General features: G+C 67.0%; 21 protein-coding genes. 3 read left to right on the forward strand and 18 right to left on the reverse strand.

Features of this window, described 5'->3' with window-relative positions:
• Positions 1-213 precede the first annotated feature (213 nt).
• From IEX88_RS04685 to IEX88_RS04725, 9 genes are all read right to left on the reverse strand, one after another.
• Positions 214-2,496 carry a glycosyltransferase family 4 protein gene (locus tag IEX88_RS04685; protein WP_188849426.1) on the reverse strand — a complete coding sequence of 761 codons (2,283 nt, stop codon included), beginning with the start codon at positions 2,494-2,496 and terminating at the stop codon, positions 214-216.
• Positions 2,496-5,732: a glycosyltransferase gene (locus tag IEX88_RS04690; RefSeq protein WP_188849427.1), complete on the reverse strand. Its 3,237-nt coding sequence runs from the start codon at positions 5,730-5,732 to the stop codon at positions 2,496-2,498. The genes IEX88_RS04685 and IEX88_RS04690 overlap by 1 nt, the downstream gene beginning before the upstream one ends.
• Positions 5,732-8,005: a UDP-galactopyranose mutase gene (glf, locus tag IEX88_RS04695; protein WP_188849810.1), complete on the reverse strand. Its 2,274-nt coding sequence runs from the start codon at positions 8,003-8,005 to the stop codon at positions 5,732-5,734. Before glf ends, IEX88_RS04690 begins: the two co-directional genes overlap by 1 nt.
• A 217-nt stretch (positions 8,006-8,222) precedes the next feature.
• On the reverse strand, positions 8,223-9,383 hold the full coding sequence (locus tag IEX88_RS04700; RefSeq protein WP_373289548.1) for a glycosyltransferase family 4 protein: 1,161 nt from the start codon (positions 9,381-9,383) through the stop codon (positions 8,223-8,225).
• A gap of 332 nt (positions 9,384-9,715) precedes the next feature.
• Positions 9,716-10,438, reverse strand: coding sequence for a DUF72 domain-containing protein (locus IEX88_RS04705; RefSeq protein ID WP_188849429.1), 723 nt, complete (start codon positions 10,436-10,438; stop codon positions 9,716-9,718).
• 89 nt (positions 10,439-10,527) lie between these two features.
• Positions 10,528-11,427 carry an NAD(P)H-hydrate dehydratase gene (locus IEX88_RS04710; protein ID WP_188849430.1) on the reverse strand — a complete coding sequence of 300 codons (900 nt, stop codon included), beginning with the start codon at positions 11,425-11,427 and terminating at the stop codon, positions 10,528-10,530.
• Entirely contained in the window at positions 11,424-12,176 is a 753-nt protein-coding gene (locus IEX88_RS04715; RefSeq protein ID WP_188849431.1) for a histidine phosphatase family protein, read from the reverse strand. The genes IEX88_RS04710 and IEX88_RS04715 overlap by 4 nt, the downstream gene beginning before the upstream one ends.
• A gap of 72 nt (positions 12,177-12,248) precedes the next feature.
• On the reverse strand, positions 12,249-12,434 hold the full coding sequence (locus IEX88_RS04720) for a DUF3606 domain-containing protein (RefSeq protein ID WP_188849432.1): 186 nt from the start codon (positions 12,432-12,434) through the stop codon (positions 12,249-12,251).
• Between the two features lie 148 nt (positions 12,435-12,582).
• Positions 12,583-13,662 carry a LysR family transcriptional regulator gene (locus IEX88_RS04725; RefSeq protein WP_244639843.1) on the reverse strand — a complete coding sequence of 360 codons (1,080 nt, stop codon included), beginning with the start codon at positions 13,660-13,662 and terminating at the stop codon, positions 12,583-12,585.
• Between IEX88_RS04725 and IEX88_RS04730 the strand changes: the two genes are divergently transcribed.
• Both IEX88_RS04730 and IEX88_RS04735 read left to right on the forward strand, forming a co-directional pair.
• Complete coding sequence (locus IEX88_RS04730) at positions 13,643-14,221, forward strand: flavodoxin family protein (protein WP_188849433.1); 579 nt, start codon at positions 13,643-13,645, stop codon at positions 14,219-14,221. The two genes, IEX88_RS04725 and IEX88_RS04730, sit on opposite strands and share 20 nt — an antisense overlap.
• A 107-nt stretch (positions 14,222-14,328) precedes the next feature.
• On the forward strand, positions 14,329-14,649 hold the full coding sequence (locus tag IEX88_RS04735) for a DoxX family protein (protein ID WP_188849434.1): 321 nt from the start codon (positions 14,329-14,331) through the stop codon (positions 14,647-14,649).
• 156 nt (positions 14,650-14,805) lie between these two features.
• Here the strand turns inward: IEX88_RS04735 and IEX88_RS04740 are convergent, their stop codons facing one another.
• Positions 14,806-15,702, reverse strand: coding sequence for a LysR family transcriptional regulator (locus IEX88_RS04740; RefSeq protein ID WP_188849435.1), 897 nt, complete (start codon positions 15,700-15,702; stop codon positions 14,806-14,808).
• Between the two features lie 153 nt (positions 15,703-15,855).
• Here IEX88_RS04740 and IEX88_RS04745 point away from each other — a divergent pair, with 153 nt between their 5' ends.
• Positions 15,856-16,869 (forward strand): zinc-dependent alcohol dehydrogenase family protein, encoded by a 1,014-nt coding sequence (locus IEX88_RS04745; protein WP_308423827.1) that lies wholly within the window; start codon positions 15,856-15,858, stop codon positions 16,867-16,869.
• Positions 16,870-17,068: 199 nt separating this feature from the next.
• Here the strand turns inward: IEX88_RS04745 and IEX88_RS04750 are convergent, their stop codons facing one another.
• The 8 genes from IEX88_RS04750 to IEX88_RS04785 all read right to left on the reverse strand — a co-directional run bounded on the left by IEX88_RS04750 (position 17,069) and on the right by IEX88_RS04785 (position 26,591).
• On the reverse strand, positions 17,069-19,837 hold the full coding sequence (locus tag IEX88_RS04750; protein ID WP_188849437.1) for a hybrid sensor histidine kinase/response regulator: 2,769 nt from the start codon (positions 19,835-19,837) through the stop codon (positions 17,069-17,071).
• 51 nt (positions 19,838-19,888) lie between these two features.
• Positions 19,889-20,536, reverse strand: a complete 648-nt coding sequence (locus IEX88_RS04755; protein WP_188849438.1) for a chemotaxis protein CheX — start codon at positions 20,534-20,536, stop codon at positions 19,889-19,891.
• Positions 20,533-20,916 carry a response regulator transcription factor gene (locus tag IEX88_RS04760; protein WP_188849439.1) on the reverse strand — a complete coding sequence of 128 codons (384 nt, stop codon included), beginning with the start codon at positions 20,914-20,916 and terminating at the stop codon, positions 20,533-20,535. Before IEX88_RS04760 ends, IEX88_RS04755 begins: the two co-directional genes overlap by 4 nt.
• 69 nt (positions 20,917-20,985) lie before the next feature.
• A complete protein-coding gene (locus tag IEX88_RS04765) occupies positions 20,986-21,240 on the reverse strand; it encodes a hypothetical protein (RefSeq protein ID WP_188849440.1) in 255 nt (84 codons plus the stop codon).
• On the reverse strand, positions 21,237-23,192 hold the full coding sequence (locus tag IEX88_RS04770) for a chemotaxis protein CheA (RefSeq protein ID WP_188849441.1): 1,956 nt from the start codon (positions 23,190-23,192) through the stop codon (positions 21,237-21,239). The genes IEX88_RS04765 and IEX88_RS04770 overlap by 4 nt, the downstream gene beginning before the upstream one ends.
• Entirely contained in the window at positions 23,192-24,037 is an 846-nt protein-coding gene (locus IEX88_RS04775) for a CheR family methyltransferase (RefSeq protein ID WP_244639846.1), read from the reverse strand. The genes IEX88_RS04770 and IEX88_RS04775 overlap by 1 nt, the downstream gene beginning before the upstream one ends.
• A gap of 8 nt (positions 24,038-24,045) precedes the next feature.
• Entirely contained in the window at positions 24,046-25,131 is a 1,086-nt protein-coding gene (gene cheB, locus IEX88_RS04780; protein ID WP_188849443.1) for a chemotaxis-specific protein-glutamate methyltransferase CheB, read from the reverse strand.
• Positions 25,128-26,591 (reverse strand): chemotaxis protein CheW, encoded by a 1,464-nt coding sequence (locus tag IEX88_RS04785; protein ID WP_188849444.1) that lies wholly within the window; start codon positions 26,589-26,591, stop codon positions 25,128-25,130. Before IEX88_RS04785 ends, cheB begins: the two co-directional genes overlap by 4 nt.

A 26,591-nucleotide genomic window follows, 5' to 3' on the forward strand; every position in this document is an offset into this window, starting at 1 on the left:
CCCAGTCGCCTGCGAAGGCCTCGCCCGATCGCGCCGGCATCGCGACGCGCGTGAACGGGACAGGCTTCCTCGCTGGGTCGGCGTTGACGCGCGAAGCTTTGTCGGCAGGAAGAACAACCGAAAGCGGGACGGCGCGCTTCGAAGATGAGCGGTCCCGCTTTCGCGACAGCTTACCTCGGCTGCAGGCCCGCGCTCGCGCGGGACGAGCCCGGCCTATTTCCACAGGCTGTGGAAGTGTCGAAATTCGGCGACTTGTCGGTCCATTTCCTGCACGAGTGGATCATACAAGGAGCGGGCCGACAGGCTGGTCACTGGCGCGAATTCCAGAAGCCCGTTGGGACAGTAGCGCTCATCGTCCCAGCCGGGATGGTCGAGCACGGGATAGAGGCAGATGCCTTCGACCGGTACGCCGGACTCCATCGCCGCGCGCACCTCGCGGCAGACATAGGCCAGCCAGTCCGGGCGGTGGAGGCCCTCTATCCCGGTCTCGGCGACGAAGATCGGACGGCCGTAGCGGGCATAGGTCTCGATCAGAATGCGGCGAAACGGCTTGTAGTGCGGATGGAAACGGTCGATCGGCGGGCCGCCGTGGATCCACTGATTGTTCGAGTAATAGTTGACCCCCACGATATCGAGCAGAGCCGGCCGGCCGCCGATCTGAGGCCAGGAATGGCCGGCCAGCATGTCCCAGGCCTGGAACTGGGCCTGTCGATGGCCTTCTGCCGCACCCGCTTCATGGGGCCGGGCGGGGTCGCAGACGACGTTGATGACGGGGTCGGCGTGGACGAAACGGGCGGCCGGCACGGCGGCCAGGATCGCCTCCATCGCCGCGATGGAAGCGCGGGCGAGCTGCACTTTCATTTCGTGGCCGCGCCCCCGCGCAAACGGGTTGAGATAGGCTGCATCCCCGCCGCCCCAGGCGAAGAAGGAGATTTCGTTGACCGGGGCGAAGAAGGGCGGGCCGTCCGTCTCAGCCGCGATCGCCCGCGCCGCGGCGGCGGCGAAATTAGCAAAGCGCGGCGCGAAATCCGGCCCCCAGATGTCGAGGTCATCCGGCCAGCCATAATGCAGGACGTCCCAGATCACCTGCATCCCGGTGGCGCGACTGGCGGCGAGTTGGGAGACGAGGCTGGTGAAATCGTACGCGCCGGGCGCCGTCTCGATCAGGTGCCAGCGCAGCCCGTCGCGGACCGTGAGGATGCCGAGACGCTGCAGGACGCGGAAGTCGCTCTCCGCCTCTGTGTCGTGACGGGTCGCGGAAATCATGTCAACGCGGCGGCGGTCGTGCGCGCGGCGGTGCGTCGAAGATTCGAAGCCGCCGTGGAAGAAGCTCTTGAACAGGGACGGGGCCGGGAGGGGTTGTTGCCGGCGCTCCGCCAGCACGCCCTCGAACAGCGCCTCCCACTGCGCGACGACGACGGACGTCGAATAGGTGCTGGCGACCTTGTCGCGGAGGCCCTGCCCCAGGCGGCGGCCAAGACCGGGATCGTCGAGGAGACGCAGAACGCTAGCGGCCACGGCGGAGGGATTTTCATGCGGCACGAAGAGGCCGCTGACGCCTTCCTCCACCTGCTGCAGCGTGCCGTTGTCGGCGGTCACGACCACCGGCAGGCCGGCCGCGCCGGCTTCGGCGACGACATGCGGCATGCCCTCGCCGCGCGACAGCCAGACGAAGACGTCGAGCGCCGACAGAAGCTGCGGAATATCAGGCCGGTCGCCCAGAAAGCGCAGCGCTGGGCCAAGGCCTGCCGCCGCCGCGCGGGCTCGCAAGGCCTCGGCATATTCCGGCATGAAGGCGTCGGGACCGCCGATGACGAGGAATCGCGCATCCGGACGGGTCCTGGCGACAAGGGTCGCGGCGTCGATGAAATCCTCGACGCGTTTCTTCGGATCGAGCCGGCCGACCCATCCGACCAGAGGCACGCCGTCGGCAATGCCGAGCGCCCGGCGCGTCGCCGCCCGGTCGGCCGGGTCGAAGGCGGAGAGATCGACCATCGACGGGATTTCGAGGGCGTGGTGCTCGCGCCCCGGCATCCGGCCGGCGGCGGCATCGCGGATCGAGCGACAGACGCCGACATAGCGCGCCGTCAGATGCTTTGGCCCGCCCAGTGCTTCCGAAACCAGGCCGCCATGCTCGATCAGCGGCGGGCGGAGATGCAGCCGCTCCAGCGGCGGGTAGATGTCAGCAACGTTCTGGCAGGAGACGACGATGTCGTAGCCCGGGATCTTGCCCGCGAGATAGGAGACCGTGTCCTCGAAGGAGAGGTTGTAGGGCGTGCGGTCGACGTCGACGCCGAGCGCCTGCAGCTGCGCATGGGTCTGCTCCGGCATGCCGGGCTTGCGGAAGCAGGCGACGACGTCGAGGCGATAGCGCCGGGGATCGAGATGCTCGGCGAGGAGCCGCACCTCGGTTTCCTCTCCGCCCACCACCAGCCAGGCGAAGACGAAGAGGATGCGGATGGGCGCCGCCTCTTCGGCGGATGCAGCCGGAGGCATCAATCCTGCACCTTGAAGACGATCTGCAGGAAATCCGGGCGCTCGTCGACGAGATGCTTCAGGAACCGCGGGGCCTCGTCGAAGGGCACGACCTGGGTGATCATCTCGGCTGCGATGTCGCGGCCGCGCTCCTGCAGGAGGCCGATCGTCTCCGCCGCGAGGCGGCGGCGGTGCCAGGCAAAGCCGAGCCCGCGCGGCACGCGGTTGATCTGCGCGCAGCGGATGGAAAGGCCGTTATGGTGGAACTCCTCGCCGAGGCGCAGCGCGTCCGCGCCGCCCTGGTAGAAGGCGAGGTCGATGACCGTGCCCTGCGGCCTGAGTGCCTGCAGCGCGGCGTGGAGGCTGCGGGCGTCGGCCCGGGTCTGGAAGACGACGTCGGCGCCGCGGTCGCCGCCGCCATGGTGCCAGTTGGCCTTGGCATGGTTCCACGCCTGGCCCTCGTCCATGGCGGTGAAGCCGAGCGCTTCGGCCTTGGCCCTTCGGAAAGGCGAGGGGTCGGCGATCACGACTTCGGTCGCACCGGCCCTTGCGGCGAACAGGGCGGTGAGCAGGCCCACCGCGCCGGCGCCGATCACCAGAGTCGGCCGCCCTGTCAGGCTTTCGCCCAGGCGTGTGACGTTCGGCCCTCCCAGTTCGGCATCGGCATGCAGGATACCGTTGGCGGCGATCGGGCCCATCTGCGCGACATAGATGCCGAGGATCGGGTCGATGTCGGCCGGCACCGGGATCAGCACCTCGTGGAAGGGGTCGGCGGTATGGCCGGACTTGTGGCCGTAGGCAGACGCGACCGTGCTCCCCACCGCAAAGGCCGGCTGGCGGCTTTCGGCGACGCGCGCGACTTCCATGTAGCCGAGGAAGGGCACGGGAAAGTGCTGGCCGGCCTCGCCCGGCACGAAGACGCCGCGACCCCCATCCCAGCGCGAATGCAGATAGGGATTGGTGTTCTTGTAGAAGGTGAGCTCGGTGCCGGCGGAGAAGCCAGTGTAGAGCGTGTCGAGCCGCACCTGCGCGTCATTGGGCGGGCCCTCGTCATAGCCGAAGAAATAGGCTTCGCCCGGCCGCTCGACCCCCAGCGAGCGGACCTCGCGGTGGCCGTGCCTCGGCTCAGGCGCCGGCCGCGGCGGGTGTTGCAGCGGCGCGTAGGTCATGGCGGGCGCGGCATCCGGCGTCAGCTTCACCGGCGCGCCGGAGCTTGCGGATTCGACGACGGCGAGCGCCAGACGATGTGAGCGCAGCGCCTCGGCATAAGGCGAACGGATGCGGTTCTCGCCGCCCTTCACCGCGTCGATGAAGTCGCGGTCCTCGCGCCAGACCGGATCGCCGTCGGCGCCACGCACCGGGCGTCCGCGGCCGGTATCGACCATGATGTCGCGGTCGGTCAGCTCGATGGCGAGCTTGTCGGCGAAGATGTGCAGGCCGACGCGGTGGCTCCAGCCGAGCAGGCAGGTGGAGGAGAGATTGGCGACGACGCCGGAGGCGAAGGTGAGGTTGGCCGTGGTGACGGTCGCGACGTCGAGGCCGGGAAACTCCGGCCTGTCGATCCGGCTGGCGCGGCCATAGACCTCGTCGACCTCGCCGACAAGGAAGCGGGCGAGATCGATGAGATGCGTCGCCTGCTCGACCATCTGGCCGCCGGAGCGGTCTTCATGCCACCACCACTGCGGCGGCGGCGTCGAATCCAGCCAGTAGCCGGAGAGGAGCTGCGCCGGATTGTTAGCGAGAAGCGCCCGGGCCTCGTCGACGGTGTCGAGATAGCGCCAGTGATAGCCGACCGCAGTGATCAGCCCCTTTTCAGCCACGGCCGCGGCGATTTCTTCGGCCGTGGCAAGATCGAGCGACACAGGCTTCTCGACGAAGAACGGCAGGCCGCGCGCGATCGCGGCGCGTTCGGGCGCGCCATGGGCGAAGGGCGGAATGCAGATGAACAGGGCGTCCAGCTCGACCGCGTCCAGCATCGTCTCGTGATCGTCGAAGGCTTTCGCGCCGAAACGGGCTGCGGCTTCCGTGGCACGCGCGAGATCGGTGTCGGCGAAGGCGACGACGGCGACGTCGTCGAACCCTTCGAGCACGCCGAGATGGCGGTGGGCGATGCCGCCGGCACCGATGAAACCAATTCTGATGGGGGGCATGCGGTCATCCTGCTGAGGGTCTGGAACAAGGTCGCGGTAGACGCGGTGGGTCGCCTCGGCCATCGCCGAGGCCTGGAACTGGCGGCGGAAGCGCGCCTGCCCGGCACAGCCGGCAGCGCGCGCGGCGGACGGATCGGAGAGGGCGGCGATCACGGCGCGCGACAACGCGGCGGGCTCGCCCGGCGGCACCAGCCAGCCGGCAACCCCGTCCTCGACCGCCTCGATCGTGCCACCGATGGCGGTGCCCACCACCGGCACGGCGGCGGCCATCGCCTCCAGCACGACCAGCGGCAGGCCCTCGAAATGCGAAGGCAGGACGAAGAGGTCCGCCGCCGCCAGCAGGTCGCCGACGTCGTCGCGGCTGCCGAGAAGGCGCACCCGGTCGCCGAGGCCGCGTCGGGCAATGTCGGCCTCGATCGCGGGGCGCAGTGGTCCGGCTCCGGCCAGCAGCAGCATAGCCTCGGGATAGGCCAGGAGAACCGCCGGCAGCGCGGCGATCAGGACGGCGTGTCCCTTCTGCTCGGTGAAGCGGGCCACCGTCAGCAGCACCGGGGCGTCGTCGGCAAGGGCGAGTTCCCGCCGGATCTGCTGGCCATCGCCAATCGGCCGCGGCCGGACACCGTTGGGAATGGTGACGATCCGCAGGCTGTCCAAGCCCACGGCGCCAAAACTGGCGGCGGCGGTGGACGAGACGCAGATCAGCCGGTCGACCAGGGCGACGCTCTCGGCATGGGCCCGGGCCTGCGCGGGATCGGTGATCACGTAAGGAAGGTGTTCGGTGCGCACCACCGCTCGGACACCGGCGGTGCGGCCGAGACGCGCCAGCTCGTGGCCTTCCCAACCGATGCCGGCATGCACGTGCAGGATGTCGATAGCGCCCAGCCAGCCGGCGAAATCCGCCACGTCGGAGGGATCGCGCAGCGCGAAACCACGCCGCCCGGCACTGTCCAGCAGACCGGACTGCGGCGCAGCGGCGATGACCACATCCACTGTCCCGGCCAGTTCTTCGGCGAGGAGGAGGATATGCTCGCCGACGCCGGATGGCTCCAGACTATCGGTTGCCAGACAGACGCGCAGGCGGCGCGGCCGGCCGTGGACTGCCCGCATCAGGACGTCGGCAGGGCTGCCGCCGTGCCGGTGCCAACCGGAGCCCCCGCCTTCTCAGACGTCATCCGGCGATAGGTCGCCAGTGCCTGCCCGACCACCTGGTCCATGTTGTAGTAGCGATAGGTTGCCAGCCGCCCGACGAAGTGGACATCCGGCCGCGTCGCCGCGAGCGCCTCGTACTGGCGGTAGACCGTCTGGTTCTCGGCGCGCGGAATAGGATAGTAGGGGTCACCCTCGGCGCAGGGAAACTCGTAGGTCAGGCTGGTGCGGGCGTGGCGCTGGCCGGTCAGGTGCTTGTATTCGGTGATACGGGTATAGGGCACGTCTTCCGACGGGTAGTTCACGACGCCCACGGCCTGGAAGGTCTCCGTGTCGTGCGTCTCGTGCCGGAAAGCGAGGCAGCGATAGGGCAATTTGCCGAAGCGGAAGTCGAAGAACTCGTCGATCGGACCGGTGTAGATCGTGGTCGCGACGTCGAGGTCACCGAGGTCGCGGTGATCGACGCCGGTCTCCACGGTGATGCCGGGATGGTCGAGCATGCGCTCGAACATCGCGGTGTAGCCCTTTTCCGGCATCGCCTGAAATGTGTCCTGAAAATAGCGGTCGTCGGTATTGGTGCGGGTCGGCACGCGCGCGGTGACCGACTTGTCGAGCTCGGACGGGTCGAGGCCCCACTGCTTGCGAGTATAGCCGCGAAAGAAGGTTTCGTAGAGCTCGCGCCCGACGGCGGCGACGACGACGTCCTCCGAGGTCCTGACGGTCTCGACCGGTTCGGCCCGGGCCGCGAGAAAGGCGGCGGCGGCCGCGTCGTCCTGCAGGTCGAGGCCGTAGAGAAGGTTCAACGTGGTGCGGTTGATCGGCATCGGCATCAGCTTGTCGCCGACACTGGCGAGCACGCGGTGCTCGTAAGGCCGCCAGGCGGTGAAGCGCGAGAGATAGTCGACCACCTGCTGACTGTTGGTGTGGAAGATATGGGGACCGTAGCGGTGGACGAGCACGCCGGCGGCATCCAGATGGTCGTAGGCGTTGCCGCCGATATGGTCGCGTCGGTCGACGACAAGGACACGCTTGCCGGAACCTGCCGCCAGCCGCTCGGCCAGCACGGAACCGGCAAATCCGGCACCGACGACCAAGACGTCATAGGGGGCGCGGCCGGATCTGCGCAGCGCCGGGCTGGCAGGACCGGAATCATTGGCCGCATCGGCCCGGCCGGAGCCCGAATGCTGCGGCCGCGCACGCCGGATCGACGAGACGACGAGGCGGTCCATGGACGCGAAGGTGCGGTCCCACGAGATATCCGCCAATACGGCGTCGGCCTCGGCGCGCCAGGAGCCCGCGGCCGGCAGCGCGAGGGCGGCCTCGCAGCCGGCGATGAACGCCGCCGGCGTCGTCGCCACCGTCACCGCGTCGAGCTGGCCGTAATGCCGGATCACGTCGGTGATCGGCGTCGACACGACGGGAACGCCGCCGGCGAGATATTCCGGAGTCTTGGTCGGGCTGATGAAGCGCGTCGCCTCGTTGATCGCAAACGGCATCAACGCGACGTCCCAACCAGCGAGATAGGACGGGAGCTCGGCATAGGCGCGATTGCCGAGCCAATGGATGTTGGCCAGGCGTGGCAGGTCGGCCGGGTCGATCTTCGCCACCGGACCGACCATCACGATCTGCCAGTCGGGCCTCGCTTCGGCCAGCGAGCGGATGAGCGCAAGATCAAGGCGTTCGTCGATGACTCCGAAGAATCCGAGGATCGGCCCGGACAGCCCCGCCTGGTCGGCGGGAACGCGCGTCTCCGCCTGACGCGCAAGGCCGAAATGCACCCCGTCGACGGCCGAGGGAAAGGCGTGAATATTGCCGTGCAGATGTTGCTTCGCTTCGAACAGGCTATGGCCGCCGGTGAAGACGACGTCGGCGCGGGCGAGCAGCGCGCGCTCGAGACCCTGCAGGCGCTGGTCGGCGAAACGGAAACTGGCGAGCTCGTCCATGCAGTCGTAGACGACCGCGGCAGCCGGCAGTGTCCCGGCAAAGGCGAACATCATCGGCGTGTAGAACCACAGCACCGGCGGCGCGGTCATGCTGGTGGCGACGAGCATGTCGAGGAGCTGGCGCAAGCCGGCTTCGCGCTCGGCCTCGCTCCACCAGTGCGGCAGGCGCGGTCGGAGCGCGATCACGCCGTCGGCGGGGAAGGGATGGTATTCGAGATAGGCCAGCGGGTGGTCGCAGGGAATCGCCTCCTCAAAGAAGAAGACCTTCCGCCCTGCCGCAAAGCGCCGCATCAGATGCTGCGGTCTCTGCAAGACGAAGTCCCAGCGAAGATGTGAAAAGCATATCACGGCATTTCCTGCCGATCCGATCTCCCCCGCACTCCGATCAACTGAATTTGATAATGAAGGAGAGGATGTCGACAAGGGATAAATGCTCACAGTTCAAGAGGCATCATTGAACGGCGACTGAAGACGACGGTTCCGCGACGCAATATCGGCGAGCCTGATTTTATCTGGTCTTAGCTATAAGTCCGCGCAGGCGAGTGATCGTGTGCGGCCACGCCCAGCGATCGAGGACCGCCTGCCGCGGGGAGAAAGCCGGCAGATCGTCCAGCATCGCGGTGATCGCGCCGGCGAAATCCGCGGCCTCGGCCAGCCTTCCGGTCTCCGGCAGGATGAACTGGCGGCCGCAGCTGAGCCGGGCATTAGCGAGCACCGGCAGGCCGGCCAGCATGTATTCGGTGAGGATCGCCGGGGCGCCGTCGTCGACGCCGCAGACCACGCCGATACGGGCGCGGTTCATCAGCCGGTTGACCTCCTCGAAGGGCACGCCCGGCGGGCCGACGAAATCGACGTCGAGCCCGCTGTCCGCCGCGCGGCGGCGCAGGTCGTCGGCCATCTCGCCATAGCCGAAGACGCAGAGCGTGCGCAGGGATGGCGGCAGCCGCTCCAGCGCATCGAACAGGATGTCGTGCCGCTTGTAGGGCTGTGCCGCGGCGACGTAGACGATGTCGTAGTCCTTGGCGAGACCCAATGGCCGGAAGGTCAGGGGGTCGGCGAATTCCGGCCCGATCGGCATGACGGCACAGGCCATGCCGGGATGTCGCGCCTGAACTTCCGCCGTCTGCCAGTCGGCACCGGTTAGAACGAGGTCGAACAGGCCGCTGACCTCGGCAGGCACCCGCAGCGCCGGCGCATCGATCGAGTTGTAGATCTTGAAGCTGTTGGCGCAGGCCGACAGGATCTCGGTGTCGACGCCCAGCCCATAGACGCAGAGGATATGCGGCACACCGACGGTCTCGAGGAATTCCAGCATATCCCTCGACGAAAAGGGTGCTCCCTCGTGGTCGAGACGAAAACTGCGCCGGGCCAGAAGCGGACCGTCGCGCCGGAACGGCCCCGGCCCCTCTCCCCGCCAGTGATGCCAGATCTCGGCATGGTCGCAGAGACCTTCCTTGATGCAGGCGAGGGGGAGTCGTTCGAGATAGCCACCGACGACATCGAGGGCGCCCCGGGCTGGATCGATATCGTCGACCGGCGCAAACGGCTGGTCGACCAGCCGCTTGCACCACCCGGAACCGGCGCTGTCGAATCCGGTGTCGTCACCGAAAGCTGGAGGCCAACCTTCGACGAAATCACTGATGACCACCACCGAGGGTGATCGCGTCAACGGCATCGCCATCAGTCTGCCGACCGGCACTGGCCTCTGTCGGCGTCCGCATCGCGGAGCCCAAAACCAGAATTTCTGACGCCCGCGTGGTGGATCATAGCGTGATTTCCATTGCTTCCCGGGGGCGTAAGCGGGCGCCACGAAACTGCGTTCCGATTGCCCGATCGACTTTTAATTAGCCGGTAAAACTTTGTCGGTCCGCGACCAGGCGCGGCCTTCCGGCGCAGCGGAGCTGCAAACGGCGCCAGCCACCAAGAGGCCTGATCGGGGAGCCGTCCCGAATGCGCAACACCACGGGAGGCAAGCCAATCGGTGGCCGCATGCGGGCACGACTAGCTGGTAAGACCCCGCAGCTGGAGAGCATTCTCAACCGCGGCACCGTGCATCGTGTTGTCGAAGATCGTCCAGACGGCGGCACCACCCATTGCCAGCGATGCGACGTTCGCGGCATGCCTTGCAAGCGATGGCTGGTCATAGGGGGAAGCGTAGATCCGCGGCGTCCCGTGCAGGCGAAAGTAGGCCAGTTTCGGCCAGCCACCCGGCTGTCCGCCCGAGCCATGCAGGGGCGGATCGGCGGCGACCCGTGCCACCTGCTGCCGGATCAGCATCGCCTCGACTTTCGCCGAGAACCAGCTGGCGTGTCTGGGTTCCACGACGACGCGGGCACCCGTCGCAGCCGTCAGGTCCTCGAAAAATCGCTCCGCCAGATCACCGGGAAAGGCGAAGCTCGGCGGAAGCTGCACCAGCACCGCTCCGAGCTTCTCCGCCAGCCCTCCGCTCTCCGCCGCAAACCGCTCGATCAGGTCCGAACAGTGCAGGAGACGGCGCTCGTGCGTGATGGCCTTTGGAAGCTTGACGCTGAACCGGAAGTCCGGGGGCACGCAGGCCGACCATCTCTCATAGGTGGTGCGGCGATGGGGACGGTAGAAGCTGGTGTTGATCTCGACGATCGACAATCGCTGCGCGTAGCGCTCGAGCAACGTCCCGGCGGCCGGAAACTGATCTCGCGCGACCGCTGAGATCGACCAGCCGGCAGTACCAACGCGAACCGGCAATCCTTGCCTCCTGCTATTCTCGTCTTCGGGCGCAGACATCCGTTGCGAGCGATCGTCTTCGGCGATCAGGCTGGGCGACGCGGACAGAACTATGCGCTTCCGGGCGCGGACAGCTCGGCCAGAATCCCCGGCACTTCCCCGGCCAGCTCGCGCGCCAGGAAGCCGACCGTGCCGATCCGATTTGCCAGCCGCCGCCCTGCCTCTGCATGCAGGAAGACGCCCCACTGGACGGCCAGCAACGGAGAGGCGCCACGCGCCGCCAATCCTGCGATGAGACCCGCCAGCGCGTCGCCGGAGCCCGAGGTGGCCATGCCGATCCCGCCGCCCTCGCAAGACCACAACCCGCCATCGGGCGAACAGATGAAGGTCTTCGGCCCCTTCATGGCGACGACTCCGCCGACGGCAGCGGCAGCTTGCATTCCCGCCTTTTCGGGGTCCCCGACCACCACGTCTTTATGGATGCCGAGAAAAGTCGCCATCTCCCCGGGATGGGGTGTGATCGCGAATCCGCGTCCACAGGCGCAAAGCGCCTCCAGCTCGTCGCGAAGACCCGTCAGGGCGGCAGCGTCGAAAACGAAGGCCGCTTTGCCCCCCATATCCAGCAGCGCCAGCGAGAGGGCGCGAGCGCCGCCCTCGTCGGCCATTCCCGGCCCGATGAGAACGGCATCCGCATTCTCCACCTCGGTGACCAGGCGGGATGCGCAGCCAGGATCGATCTCGCCGTCCGCCGTCTCCTCGAGCGCGATCACGCGCGCTTCGGGAATGGCCAGCGCCAGATGCAGGGCGACGGAAGCAACGGTGGCAATCTGAAGCTTTCCCGCGCCGGCCCGCAGCGCCGCTTCCGCAGCGAGGAGAATGGCGCCCGGAACCTCGCGGCTAGCGCCGATGATCAGCACCGTGCCCCGTTCGTCCTTGCCCGCGGATATTTCGATCTCAGGCAAAGGATGCCGGCGTAAAAAATTAGGGTCTACCGGGATGGCGTCGCTCATCGCGCGGCAATGCGGGCGTCTGGCTCGTCGGTGACTTCGGTGCCCTCTTCCAGAAGAGGCGCGACGAAGTTGTAGCGCTCGAGCTTCAGTTCGCCGTCGCCGTCGGCCAGCGTGCGGTATTCCGTGACCGCGCAGTTGGCGACGTCACCTTCCCGATCGATGGCAAGGATCTGCTCCTCGTCGAGCTTCTCGATAATGTACCGCAGGCACAGCACCACCACCTGGTGGCCGACGATCAACACCCGTTTGCCGCTATAGTGGAGGCTGACCGTGTCGAGCATCGAGCGAAGCCGGAGGATCACGTCGCACCAGCTCTCGCCACCGGGCGGCCGGTGATAGAATTTTCCGAGAAGCTGCCGGAATTCGGCCTGGTCCGGATGCTCGCTTTCGATACCGAAGCGTGTGAGCCGATCGAGGATGCCGAACTCCTTTTCTCGCAGCCGCTCGTCGACGAACCAAGTGCTGCTTCCAAGGCTTGCTTCCTCGACGATCGCGGAGGCGGTGCCGACAGCGCGAAGGTAGGGCGACGAGAGGACGACTTCGGGACGCTCCTCCTCAGGCAAAGAGGCGAACCATCGTCCCACCGACCGTGATTGCGCCATCCCGAGGGGGCTTAGGGGGACATCGATATCGCGATGGGCGATATCGATGCGGGCGAGGTCGGCCGCCATGGCCGCGTCGCGCGCGACGTTGCCAAGGCTCTCGCCATGGCGGACGATCCAAAGCCGCGAGGGCCACGTCATGGTCATCGGGGAAGTCGCTTTCCTTATCGTGCATGAGCATCGTCCGTGCTCGAAGAGCCGTCGGCGCGAGAGGCGTGGCTACTCGTCCTTCTCGAGCTGCTCCTCGACCTTCTTGCGGCTGTTGCCGACGCCCTTGACGGCCTCACGGACGTCGCCTCGGCTGACGCCTTCCTTCTTGGCCTCGTACGCGACCTCGTATGCCTGTCCTCCGGCGACTTTCGCCCGATCCTGGGCTCTCCCGCGCGGTGTCTGCTTCTCCGCCATCTCGGCCTCCCTTGCTCTCGATCAGGCCGTAACGCTTTTGTCATCAGAGAGTTGCGTCGCTTGCATCGGGCAGGGTGGGCGGATCCTCTGCGCTCGACGCGAAGCTTTACCGAGCGGGGGTGCCTGCCGCGTCATTCTCCATCGGCCTCTACTCCAGATAGGGCGACAGCACGCTCTCCATCCAACCCATGAAGGCGCGAACGCGGCGCGACAGGTTGTTGCGATGGGCGACGACGAGCGAGACATCGAGCGGCGCGGGCCGGAAATCGCGCATGATCTCCACCAAGGCTCCTGTCTCCAGATGCTGCTGCACCCCGATCAGCGCCGCCTGGATGAGTCCCAGGCCGGCAAGGCCCGCGGCCTCGTAGGTCTGCACGCTGTTGACCTGAAGGACACTCGACAGGGGCAGCGTCGCATAAGTGCCGCCGACGCCGTCGGGGTACTCCCACCCATAGGGTTTGGCGCCGAGCGTCCGGCTGTAGTGGATCGTTCGATGCCCCTGGTGCCTCAGGTCGTCGATCGATCGGGGGATGCCGTGTCGCGCCAGGTACGCGGGACTGGCGACGTTCACCATGCGCAACTGTCCCAGCCGCCGGGCAACCAGCGTCTCGTCCCCGATCGGTCCGATCCGCAGGACGCAATCGAAACCCTCCTGGACGAGGTCGACCTGTCGGTCCGTGCTCGACAGCTCCAGCTCCAGTTCGGGATGGACCGCCAGGAAGTCCGGCAAGGCCGGAACGATCGTCGTGCGTGCCATCTCCGTCGGCAGGTCGACCCGCAGACGCCCGCGGAGCGCCACGCTTTCTCCCGCGAACATCGAATGCAGTTCGTCGACGTCGGCCAGCACGTCGCGGGCCCTTGCATGAAACGCGCGTCCGTCCTCCGTCAGGTGGACGCTTCGCGTCGTCCGGTGCAGCAGCCGGGCGCCGACTTCCTCCTCGAGCCGGCGGACCGCCGTCGAGGCGCGTCCTTTCTGGATGCCGAGGCTGTCCGCCGCCCGGGTGAAGCTGCCCATCTCGGCGACCCTGATGAAGATCAGAGTCAGCTCCAGGTTCTGCATCTGCGGACTCTCTATTGGCCGATCCAGAAGGAACAGTGCGTTCCTGTTGGCGGCGTTTATCAGCTGTAGAGAGCACAGTATCGATGGGGAATGAAGCGTGTCGGATCGCATCGTCATCACGACGATCGTCGAGGCGCACGGAGGCACCATGACCCAATCGAGCGCCAAGACCGCTGTCGTTTACCACTCCGGCTACGGACACACGAAGCGCGTGGCGGAGGCCGTCGCGGAAGGCGCGTCGGCGTTGCTGATCGCAATCGACGCCGAGGGCAACATCTCGGACCACGAGTGGAACGCCCTTGCCCTCGCCGACGCCATCATCTTCGGCTCGCCGACCTACATGGGCGGTCCGAGCTGGCAGTTCAAAAAATTCGCCGACACGTCCTCGAAGCCATGGTTCGAGGAGAAGTGGAAGGACAAGGTGTTCGGCGGCTTCACGAACAGCGCCAGCATCAACGGCGACAAGCTCAACACGCTGCAATACTTCGTCCTTCTGGCGGGCCAGCACGGCGGCTTGTGGGTCAGTCTCGCCATGAAGCCGGCGAACGTGAAGGCGTCCCAGCGCGACGACCTGAACCGGATGGGTTCCTACATCGCCCCGATGACGCAGTGCGACGCGGATGCCGCGCCGGACGAGATGTCGTCAGGCGACCTCGAGACTTGCCGGCTCTACGGCGCCAGGGTTGCGGACGTCGCCACCCGGCTCTTGGCCCCGCCGACCAGCTGAGCTTCCCAAGCTCACCCCGGTACGCGGATGGGCGCGCCGCCGGCGGGATGCTGGCCATCGCCGCGCTTGAAAAACCAGATCGCCCCATTGGAAACGAGCCATCGGACATGTTGCACACCATCTCGATCTGGCTTGCCGTCGCGGCCTTTGCGGGCGCGGGCCTGGTCAATGCTGCGGGCAGGGCCGCCCAGCGGGATAGCTTCGTCCGCTGGGGCTATCCTGCCTGGTGGTGCCGGGTGACCGGCGTCCTGGAATTGGCGGTCGCCGTCATGATCGCCGTCCCCTCCAGCCGCCGCGCAGGCTTGCTTCTCGGCGCGGCGGTCATGGTGGCGGCGGCGGCGACCGTCCTGCGCCATCGGGAGCTTTCCCACCTCGTACCGATCGGTGTCTTCGTCGCCCTTCTCCTGTTGGTCGGCGTCGCCTCCTGAAGCTCAACTCGCCGCAACGGATCGTCGACGAGGCGATGCCTCGACGTGATCGGACGAGCGCGGTTGGGTGCCCGTTCGCCACGGCATGACGGCCGCAGGAGAGTCGACCATGGGTTCCGAAATTCGGCTCCGCCGTCTCCAGTGCTGTTCGAGCCGCTAGTCGACAAGCTTCATGAAGTCGATAAAGGCGCGCAGCGCCGCCGGCATCCGCGTTCGGCTGGGATAATAGAGGTGGAAGCCCGGCAGCAGTTCGTCGTGATCCGCCAGCACCCGTACCAGTTCGCCGCGTTCGAGATAGGGGGCAACGAAGTCTTTCAGCAGGAAGGCAAGGCCCATGCCGCGGAGGGCGCCAGCGAGCAAGAGATCGGTATCGTTGGTGGTGAGCACGTTCCCGATCACGATCGTCGCGGCTGGCCTGCCGGTCCGCGCGAAGCGCCACGGGAGAAGGGCGCCGCTTTCGGCCCAGCGGTAGCTGAGGCAGCGGTGACGGGAAAGGTCCTGGGGGGTCACTGGCGGCGAGTGCGCGGCGAAATAAGCCGGTGAGCCGACCACGGCCGTGTGAAGGTCCGGGGTGAGGCGCACCGCGATCATGTCCCGGTTCACCTGGCCGCCGATCCGCACGCCAGCGTCAAAACCCTTTGCCACGATATCGGTGATCTCGTTGTCGACGACGAGGTCGAGCTCGACCCCTGGAAAGGAGGCAGCAAAGGCACCGAGACGCGGCATCACCACAAGCCTTGCCGCAATGCTCGGCAGGTTGATCCGCACGAGGCCTTTCGGTTGTGCCTGGAAGGCGCCGGTCTCGCGAAGGGCGGCGTCCATCTCCGCCAGAGTGGGCTCGATGCGGGCGTAGAGGCCCTGACCCGCCTCCGTGGGCGCAACGCTGCGCGTCGTGCGATTGAGGAGCCGGACGCCCAACCGCTCCTCCAGCGACCGAATGGTGCGGCTGAGGGCCGAGGGCGACAGGCCGAGCCGTTTGGCGGCGCGGCGGAAGCTCCGCTCCTCTGCCACCAGCGTGAAGGCACGCAGTTCGGCGAATTCAGCGGGCGTCATTGTACAGTTCCAGCGCAACGAATGATGCCGGATTAACACCATTCTCTCGTACAATGCCACGGCGCACATTGCCCTCGACACCGGAGCGCGCCGATCGCCAGTCGATGGAGTGGCCTCCGGCTCCGGAAAGAGAGGATGTGAGCGATGACCACCATGCGGCGCTGGGAGATCGATGCGATCGGGCTCGACCACCTGCAATTGCGCGACCGTCCGATACCGACGCCCGGCAGGGGGGAGGTCCTCGTGCGGGCGGCGGCCGTGGCGCTGAACTACCGCGACAAGATGGTGGTGGAGAGCGGACGCGGCCTGCCGCTGCGGTTCCCCTTCACGCCGGGGTCGGACCTTGCCGGTGAAATCGTGGCCCTCGGGGAGGGAGCCAGCCGCTTCGCCGTCGGCGAATGGGTGGTGTCGACGCCGACGCCGGACTGGATCGACGGGCTTCGTCCCGGCACCGCCCGCACTCCCGCCTACCAGACGCTCGGCGGGTTCTATCCGGGTGTCCTGGCGGAATACGTCGCGATGCCGGAGCTGTGGTTCGTCAAGGCGCCGGCGAGCCTTGAACCCTGGCAGGCGGCAACATTGCCGGTGGCGGGGCTGACAGCCTGGTCTGCGCTGGTGGAAAGCGCCGGCGTGCGCACCGGCGACACCGTTCTCATCCCCAGCACCGGCGGCGTCGCGCTGTTTGGTCTTCAGATCGCCAAAGCGAGCGGTGCCGAGGTCATCGTCTGCGGCCAATCCGCTAACGAGGCGCGGGTGCGCGCACTGGGTGCGGATCACTTCGTGGATGCCGATGCCGAAGACTGGATGGAGGCGGTCTACCGGATCACCGGCGATCGCGGTGCCGACATCGTGCTGGAGGTGATCGGCGGAGCCCATCTCGGCAAATCCGTCGAACTCGCCGCCGTCGGCGGCCATGTCTGCCAGATCGGCGCTCTCGAGGGCTTCGAGTTCAGTTCCCCTGCCATGCCCCTGATGCTCAAGAACATCACCATTCACGGGATCGGCACCGGCAGCCGCCGGGCACTGGAGCGCCTCGTGCGGGCGGTCGACCGAGCCGGCATCCGGCCGGTCGTGGATGCGCGCTATCCGCTCGCCGAACTGCCCGCCGCTTTCGAGCACCTCGCGCGCGGCGCTTTCGGCAAGGTGGTGATCGACATGATGGGGTGAGGCAGAGCGCCGAGGAAGTCTCGTCCACCCCCTTCAGAGCGTCCGCTTTCGAGATGACCCATCACGTTCGGGAATGACCATGATGGGTTGTTTTGCGGAACGGCAGCGATCCGCGAAGGCGCCTCAAAAGCGGACAGGCAGCTGCAGCGTGCGATGGCCAGAATATCGCCCGACGGAGCCAAGCATCGGCAGCCAGCATTTATTGCTGGATCATCTGCCTGACCTTGGCGCCGAAGGCGTCGATTTCGAAGGGCTTTGAAATCAGATCCATGCCGGGATCCAACAGGTCGGATCGGACCGCGGCCTTGGCGGCATAACCGGTGACAAAGAGCACCTTGAGATTTGGCCTGTGTCGCCGCGCCTGTTCGGCCAGTTCCCGGCCGTCCATGCCGGGAAGGCCGATGTCGGAAATCAGGAGGTCGATGGGGCCGTCGGCAGCCAGGATCGGCAGGGCGCTTGTGCTGGCCGAAGCGGTCAGGACGGCATAGCCAAGTTCCTTCAGGACCTCGACCATCAAGAGCCGCACCGAAATGTCGTCCTCGACCACGAGGATCGATTCCCCCGATCCGCGCGGCGCGGTGACGGGGGAGACGGACGACGCTGTGGCGGCCGTGCCCGTGGCACCGAGGTCGCGGGGCAAAAACAGCCGAATTGTCGTCCCCCGGCCGATCGCGCTGTCGATCGTGACATGGCCGCCGGTCTGCTGCATGAAGCCGTAGATCATCGACAAGCCGAGGCCGGTCCCCTGGCCGATCGGTTTGGTGGTGAAGAAAGGGTCGAAAGCCTTGGCCACCACCTCCGGCGGCATCCCTTCGCCCGTGTCGCTGACACTCACCTCGACGTAGTCGCCGATCTTCAGGCCGGGATGGCCGGCGACATCGGCAGCGTTCAGCCGGACATTGCCGGTGGCGATCGTCAGCGTGCCGATGGTCGGCATGGCGTCTCGCGCGTTGATGGCGAGGTTGAGAATGGCATTTTCCAGCTGGTTGACGTCGCTCCAGGCCGACCAGGTCGCCGGGTCGGCTGCCACCCTCAGATCGATCTGCTCGCCCAAAGTCCGGCGCAGCAGATCTTCCATCGACGCCACCAGGGCGCTTGCGTCAACAGCCTGCGGGTCGAGGGGCTGACGACGGGAGAAGGCCAGCAGGCGGTGCACCAGCGACGCGGCGCGCTGGGCCGAGGCCACGACGGCATCCATGATCGGCTCGACTTCGCCGGTCCTGCCCTTGGCGATCCGGCTGCGCACCATCTGGATGCCGCCGATGATGCCGGTCAGCATATTGTTGAAGTCGTGCGCGATGCCGCCTGTCAGCTGGCCGACGGCTTCCATCTTCTGCGACTGGCGGAGCTGCTCCTCGGTCTGGCGCAGCACTTCGGCCCGTGCCTTCTCAGCCGTGACGTCACGCCCATAGACGTAGACGAGGTCGCCCTCGTTCGAGGTATTCCAGACGATCCAGCGCAGGCCGCCATCCCGGTGCAGACAACGGGTCTCGATGTCGGTGAGGCCGAGCACCGGGATTCCGCGGACGGCGATCCGTCCGACCTCATCGGCGACATCAAGCCGGTCCAGGAGGTTGCCGCCGACGAGATCCTGCGGTTCGAAGCCGAGCACGGCCCGCCAGGCGGGATTGGCCGAGCGAAACACGCCGGCGGAGTCGATCACCGCCAGGAGGTCGCGCGAATTGTTCCAGACGCGGTCGCGCTCCTTGGTCCGCTCCTGGACCTGCGCCTCCAGCGTTTCCGACAGCACCCGAAGCTTGTCTTCGACCTCCTTGAAGGAGGTGATGTCGTAGATCGCGCCGATGAACCGGTGCCCGGAGGTGTGGCCGTCCCGCTGGCGCTCGCCGCGCCGCGCGATGAAGCGGGCCTCTCCGTTGTCGGGCCGGATGATGCGGAACTCGCGGTGCCCAAGCTCACCGTCGAGCTGGTCGCCCTGGTTCCCGATCAGGGGAGGGTCGCCGGGATGGACGACGGCGTTGATGGTGCGCACCGGCAGGGCATCGGTCGGGTGCAGGCCGAGAAGCTGGCAGAACTGCTCCGAGACGTCCACTGTGCCGAACCCGCTCATGAATTCGAACGTGCCGATGCCCCCCGCCTTCTGGGCGATGCGAAGCTTTTCTTCGGCCCGCTTCTGCTCGGTGACGTCGGCGAGAATGCCGGTGAAGCGGATGAGATTTTCGTCCGCATCCCGTTCGGCGCTGCCCTGTGCCGAAACCCATCGTGTCGAACCGTTCGGGGCCACGAGGCGGTAATCTTTTGACAGGAATTCGGTGCCGCGCAGGATGCCGGCGACGGCGATCCTGACGCGCATGTGGTCTTCGGGATGAACCGACGAAAAGAAGGCCTCGGTCGGCAGACCCGCGACGGCCTCCACCGGATTCAGGCTGCAGAGTTCGGCGAAGCGGGCATCGGCATACAGGCGACCGCTCTGGACATCCCATTCCCACGCGCCGACGGCGCCGCGCACCGCACGCGCCAGGGGGCTGAGATCCTTGCCTTCGGCGAGCCGCGCGTGGACCGCCCGCAGCTCCTCTTCCGCTTGCGCACGCGCCAGTTCGTAGGTGACGTCGTTCTGCGCGGCGAGGTAGAATGCCGTCTCACCACTGGCATCGGCCAGCGGCGTCAGATGCAGGCGGTTCCAGAAGGTCGAGCCATCCTTGCGCGCATTGCGGATCTCGACGGTGACCGGACGCTTCTCCGCAAGCGCGCTGCGGACGAGCGCCCGCGTGGCAGGGTCGGCATCCGGCGCCAGCAGGAAGCGGCAGTTGCGCCCGAGAATCTCGTCACTGGCATAGCCCGTGAGTTTCTCGAAGGCGGCATTGACGAAGACGAGCGGATCGTCCGGCAAGCGGTGGTCGGCGATCGCGATGGCCTGGCCGGATTGGATAAGGCTTTCCAGGATCGGGCCGAACGACATCCGCAGGCTTTCCAGCCCGAGCATTGGTGAAGCTGCCGTCGCTGGCGCCATCGACACTTCTTTCGACCCCGTCGTCACCTTGTTAGGCCTGTCGCTACCGTTCTATACGCCACCGGTGATGCCTTCGGGGTCCATGATCCGCTCCAGGAACTCACCGATCAACTGCTTCAGCGCCTCGAGCGAGGCAAGATCCATCAGCATGGCAATATAACCGCGAATGTCGCGGCCGCTGATCGTGAAGTTGATGTAGAGGAACAGAACCACGCCGCTGTCTGCAGGCTTGTTCGCCAGCTCGAACAGGCGCTGGCCGTCGCCCCGATGGACTTCAGGCAGCGACATGGTCAGCGGACGCTGCAGCATGTTGGCCATGGAGGCGAGGCAGCCGTTCAGCACGACGTTGCCGGTCTCGGAGAGAGCTTCCTGCTCCATCTCCTGGACCTCGTCCGCCGACAGGACGTCGCCGGTGACGGCGCGCACGAGTTCGAGGCTGTTCGATTCCGGAAAGATCAGCAGAGCGTGGCCGGAGAAGGCCCCTTCGAAGAACTGGCGGACCGCCACCAGCTGGTCGACCTCGCGCTCGCGGATCAGCGTCGCCGCTTCCTTGCGGCTGATGATCTCGACCGAGGGCACCGACAGCAGAACCTGATCGCCGATCATCTTGCGCAGGCTGACGGCGGCCCGGCTGACGCCAATATTGACCAGCTCGGTCAGCGCGTCGTGCTCGAGTTCCGTCAGGAGGATGGCGGTCATTTCCGGGCCGAGCGCAGCTTCAGGGCCGCGCCCGAGAGAAAGCCCCGCAGGCCATCCTCGTTGACCGGCTTGCTGATGAAGGTGGCGTTCACCGCGCGCGCCCGGGCGATGATCTCGTCCTGGACGTTGGCGGTGGCGAGCGCGATCGGCATGTCGGGAAAGCGGGCGCGCAGGACTTCCGCGAGCTCCAGGCCGTTTTGCCCCGGCATGTTGAAATCGAGAAGGACGACGTCGACCGTCTGGGCGTCGAACATCGCCAGCGCCTCGTCGGCGTTGCCGGCCTCGATCCGGGTCCAGTCCGGCTGCAACGCGGCGACCGTCTTGCCGACGACGATCCTTGCCAGCTTGCTGTCGTCGACAATCAGTACCGTGGTTTCCATCGTCATCCCTTTCAGTGGCATCTTGTCCGGAAGGACGCTCAGGTCGTGTAGCACACGGCACGCCGTGCCTTACCGCGCCTGGCTATCCGCGCGCAACAAGCCCGGTAGTACCCAGCGACGGAGGAAGGCGTCCGAGCAGCTATCGCGAACCGGCGGACGAAGGGCGAGGATCACCTGCACCAGTGCCGCGTGGAGGTGATCGCAGGCACTCAGATCCAGAATCCGTTCATTCTTGGCCTGCAGCAATGTCAGAAGCGTTTCCGCTTCCTCGACGTGGCAGGATCCCTCGAGATGAATGACGGGGTCTTCGAGCCTGATGGTCATCCGATCAAGTCTCCAACGTCGAGAACGAGGATCATCTGCCCGTCGCCGAGCAGGGCGGTTCCGGCGATGCCGCGCATGCCCGAAAGAAGCTGCGGCATCGGCCGCAGCGAGAGCTCGCGCCGGTCGAGATAGGCATCGACACCGATCGCGACGAGCTCCGACCCCATCCGGATCACCAGCACTTTGTGTTCCAGGTCTGGGGGCGTCGGCTCGGCGATACCCAGCAGCACGGCCAGATCCAGCAGCGGAATCGTCCGCTCGCGCAGGATGAAGGCGCGGCCGGCGCGCACCGGGAAGATCCGCTCAGCGTCGATCTTCGCCGTCTCGACGATCGCCTCCATCGGCACGCCATAGCGCTCGCCGGCACAGGCGACGAGGACGACCTTGGTCAGCACATTGCTCAGCGGCAGGACCAGACGGACCGTGGTGCCTTGGCCGAGCACGCTTTCCAGCGACACCTTGCCACCGAGCCGGCCGACGGCGGCGCGAACGGCATCCATGCCGACGCCGCGTCCGGAGAGATCGGTGACCTGGTCCGCCGTCGAGAAACCGGGCCGGAAGATGAGGTCGATGACGCTCGCGTCCGGCAATGCCGCCAGCTCTTCCGCGCCCATGAGCTGCCGTTCGAGCGCGACCCGGCGGATGGCGCCGGGGTCGATGCCGCGGCCGTCGTCCCGCAACTGGACGAGGAGATGGTCGCCCTGCCGGCTGATGCCCAGCTCCACCGTTGCGCGGGGCGGCTTGCCCGCCTGCCGCCTCTGGTCGGAAAACTCGACGCCATGATCCATCGCGTTGCGGATCAGATGTGTCAGGGGGTCGAGCAAGCCGTCGGCAATCGACCTGTCGACCTCGACCTGCCCGCCGGTGATCCGGAGGTCGACCTCCTTGCCGAGCCCGGCCGCGATCTCCCGCACCAGGCGCGGGAACCGGCTGAGCACCGGCGTCAGCGGTACCAGTCGCACGCTCATCACCGTCCGATGCAGTCGGCCGACCAGCCGTTCCAGCACCGCCTGCCGTTCGGCGAGGGCTTCGACGAGGGCATCTCGATCGAGGGCCGTACCGGCCTCGACCGTGAGGTCGGACAGAGCGTTCTTGATCACCACCAGCTCGTCGGCGATCTCCGCCAGCGTGTCGATCCGGCGGGAATCCACGCGCAGGGTCTTGCTGGTGGCATCCACGGGCCTGCTCTCAGGCACGGGCGCCGCCTTGCCGGGCTTCGTCGTGATGGGAACGATTTCGACCTGGTCGGCGACGAAGCGGCAGCTGGCCTTCACATCCTCCAGCGCGGCGGACGAGGCGAATTCGACGACGAGATTGCAGGCGAAGGGATCGTAGTCGCCCGAAGCCGGGCCCGCGTCACGAAGGCCGATCCGCAAGGCGACAAGGCCGGGGACGTTGCGAACCAAAGCCATCGGGTCGTCGCCACGGAAATAGGCGCCGGAATCGGGCAGATACCGGACGGCGACCCGCACCGGCTCGTCCGAAGGATTTTCGAGCCGGTCGGCGAGCAGCCGGTCCATCCAGCCCGCCTGCGCCGGAAGCGGCTCGGGCAGTGGTGCCGCCGGAGACAGCCCCAGCAGTTCCCGGAGATTGGCCGCGAGGAGCCGGGCCACGTCCTCCGCATCCTCCGCCAGCGACCCGGCATGGGCGATGGCGTCGATCCAGCGCTCGGTCTGTCCGACGGCGATGAGGAGGCCGTCGACATTGTCGCGGTCTACCGCGAGCCGTTTGTCGCGGATCGCGCCGAGCAGGTCCTCGGCGGCATGCAGGACGAGGCCCATCGGCGCAAAGTCGAACAGGCCGACCGAGCCCTTCAGCGTGTGGATGCTGCGGAAGGCGCTGTCGATCAGCAGCGCGTCGCTCGGACTCTGCTCCAGGGCGAGCAGGTCGTCGGAAGCCTGCTGCACCAGCTCGCGGCCTTCGATCAGGAACTGTTCGAGGAGCTCGTCCATCACGCGCGTTTCGGGCGTTGGTAGACGATGGCATCCTCGAAGCGCCGCATCTGGAAAAGATCGGTGATGCGCGACATGGATTCCGAATGCCCGAGGCAGACGAAGCCGCCGGGATTGAGCTGAGCGTAGAGGTTGTGGACCGCGGTGCGGCGCGAATCATCGTCGAAATAGATCAGGGCGTTCCGGCAGAAGATGACGTCGAAATTGCCATGCACGATGGTCGAGGCGGGATCGACCAGATTCACCGAAGTGAAGCTGACGGATTCCCGAAGATCACCGACCAGCCGACGCTGGCCCTTTTGCTCGGCTTCGAAATAGGCGTCGCGCAGCTCGGCCGGCAAGCGTGAAAGGGCCCGCTCGCCGAAATAGCCGGCGACGGCATCGCCGAGCGCGCGGGTGTCGATGTCCGACCCGACGATCTCGATGTTGTAGACATCGACCAGTCGCCAGTTTTCGAGCAGCCAGATGGCGATCGAATAGGCTTCCTCGCCGGTCGAGCAGGGTACCGACCAGATCCGGATCTTGTCGCCCGGCGCCCGGCTCTGGACAATTTCCGGCAGGATGCTGCGGCTGAGGCAGCGGAACTGATAGTCCTCGCGATAGAAATAGGTCTCGTTGACGGTAAAGCTGTTGATCAGCTGCTCCGCCTCGACCGCATCGGCGCGCAGTTGCTGGAAATAGGCGGCGAAGGAGGCCGCATCGTTGGCCGCCATCCTTTCGGCCACCCGGCGGTCGATGTAGTAGCGCTTGGTCTCGTTGAACTGCATGCCGGTGCGCGCGTAGAGAAACTCGCAGAACCGCTGGAGGTCAGGCACGCTCAGGACATCGGGTTCGTCCTCCGCCATGCGCCGGTTCATCCAACCAGCTCGAGCAGGCGGCCGGCGATTTCGTCGAGCGGCTCCACCCAGTCGGCGCCACCGGCGCGCACCAGCTCGCCGGGCATGCCCCACACCACCGCCGTCTCCTCGGACTCGGCAATGGTGCGCCCGCCTTTCTCGCGCAGCTCGGTCATGCTGGCCGCGCCGTCATTGCCCATGCCGGTCATCAGGATGCCGATCAGGCGTTCCGCCGCCACATGGTCCATCGCCGTGCTGACCAGCCGGTCGACGCTCGGATGCCAGCGGTACTCTGCCTTGGAGGGCGCCGGCAGCGCGACGAGGCCGGAGGGACGGCTGCCGACGATCAGATCGGCATCGCCCTTGCCGATATAGACATGGCCGGGGGCAAGCGGCGTCGGACGCGTCACTTCGACCACCGTCAGCGCGCAGAGCTTGTCGAGCCGTCGGGACAGCGGTCCCGTGAAGGTTGCCGGCATGTGCTGCGCCACCAGGATCGGACAGGGGAAATCTGCCGGCAACCATCCGAGCAAGGCATCGAGGGCAGGAGGGCCGCCGGTCGAGGTGCCGACGAGCACCAAGCCATCGAAGGGCCCCGGACGCGGCAGGGGGGCTGGTCGCTCGGACGGCTGCGGCAGGGCCATCCCGGCAGGCTTGCGCTCGCCGTTCCTGCGCCGCAGGCGTTCGGCCAACCGGTAGGCTTTGGGCGGGCGAGCGGTCGCCGCGGCCCGCACCTTTTCGACGAGCAGGGGACCCAGGGCGTCCATCTTCAACGAGATCGCCCCGCCGGGCTTCGGGACGAAATCCACAGCGCCGAGGACCATGGCCTCGAGCGTCACGTCGGCGCCCGCTTCGGTCATCGCCGAGACCATCACCACCGGGCAGGGCCGCAGCAGCATGATCTGGTCGAGACAGGCAAGCCCGTCCATCTCCGGCATATGGACGTCGAGCGTCACCACATCCGGCTGGAAGGCCTCTATCTGCTGGAGGGCTTCCACGCCGTTGCGGGCGAAGGCGATCTCGAAACCGCCGGTATCGGAGAAGAGCTCGCCGAACAGGCGGCGGATCAGGGCGGAATCGTCCACCACGAGCAAACGGGTCACGTGGCCACCGCATCCCCGGTGTCGAGCGCGGCGAGAAGGTCCCGCTCGGCGCGGTCCAGCAGTTCCCGCGGCTCGATCAGCAGTACCAGCCGTCCGTCGCCGAGATCGGCGACCCGGCTGAAGAGGCTGGCGCCGTCTGCCGTCATCTCCGGTGTCGGCCGCAACTGGTCGGGCGTCAGGCCGAGGATCTGCGAGACGCTGTCGACCACGAAGCCGGCCTCGAGCCCGCCGATCGTGGTTACGATGACCCGCCGACGCTCCGGCACGCTCTCGCCGTCGATATCGAAGCGGCGCCGCTGGTCGATGACCGGGAGCGCCTTGCCGCGGTGGTTCATCACGCCCTCGACAAAGGAAGGCGCCCGGGGAACCCGCGTCAGCCTGTCGGGCAGCCGCATGACCTCGCCGACGGCAGACACCGGGAGCGCGTATTCTTCTGCACCGAGCTGGAAGACCAGCACCTGCTCGACCGCGCCCTTTTGCGTCGGGTCATTCATCGCGGATGTCTCCTGGCCGGTATCGGCAAGCAGCCGAGCGACGGCTTCGTCACGAAACAGGCGCTCGGCCGACAGGATCGACACCAGGCCCCGTCCGCTGGGGAGGCGACATATGGAGGTGATCCGCGCCTCGCCCAGCCCCCGGTCCAGAAGACTCGGAACGGCGTCGATCATCTCGGGCGCGGCTCGGAGGATCGTCTGCAGCCGGTCGACCAACAATCCGACCCGCGTCTTGCCGATGCGGGCAACGACGATGCGAACGCTGCTTCTGTCCGCCGGCCCTGGGCGAAGACCGAGCAAGGCCCCGAGCGAGGCGATCGGCAGGAGCGCGTCGCGGAGGGTGACGACACCGAGCATCGCCTGGTCGGTCTGCGGCACCGTCGCGATCTCGGGCGGCGCCGCCAGCACCTCGGCGACCTCGTCGAGCGGCAGAGCGTAGCTCTGGCCGCCAAGGTCGAAGGTCAGGAAGACCCGTTCCGCCTCGGCGCGCCGCGCGGTTCCGACGACCGCGGACGGCGCCTCGGCACGTCCGCCGCCCCGCATCAGCCCGGCAAATTCCCGTTGGATCAGGTCGGACAGCGTGATGCTGCGCACTGTCTTTCCACCCTGGACGAAAAGACGGCCGGCGGCCGGCGCAGCTTCACCTTGGGCATCTGATCGCATCCTCGTCAGCGTGCCGACCGCGTCGACGGCAATGCCGATGGGCGTGCCCAGCTGCAAAAGCAGGACGCGCGCGCTGGCGGTGGAAGGCGCGGCTTCCTCGCCGAGAAGTTTGGCCAGCGAGACGACGGGCACGATCGCGCCGCGCAGGCTGGTAACGCCCAGCAGCCCGGCGGGCGCCAGCGGGACCCGGGTCAGTTTCGGCAGTCGCAGGACCTCGGCGACCTCTGCTGCCGAAACGGCGAATTCGGTGGCGCCGACACGGAATGTCAGTAGGTGGCTTTCCCGGGTCCGCGTTTGCGGCAC

It is taken from the genome of Aureimonas glaciei, assembly GCF_014643375.1.
GTDB classification, from domain to species: Bacteria; Pseudomonadota; Alphaproteobacteria; order Rhizobiales; family Rhizobiaceae; genus Plantimonas; species Plantimonas glaciei.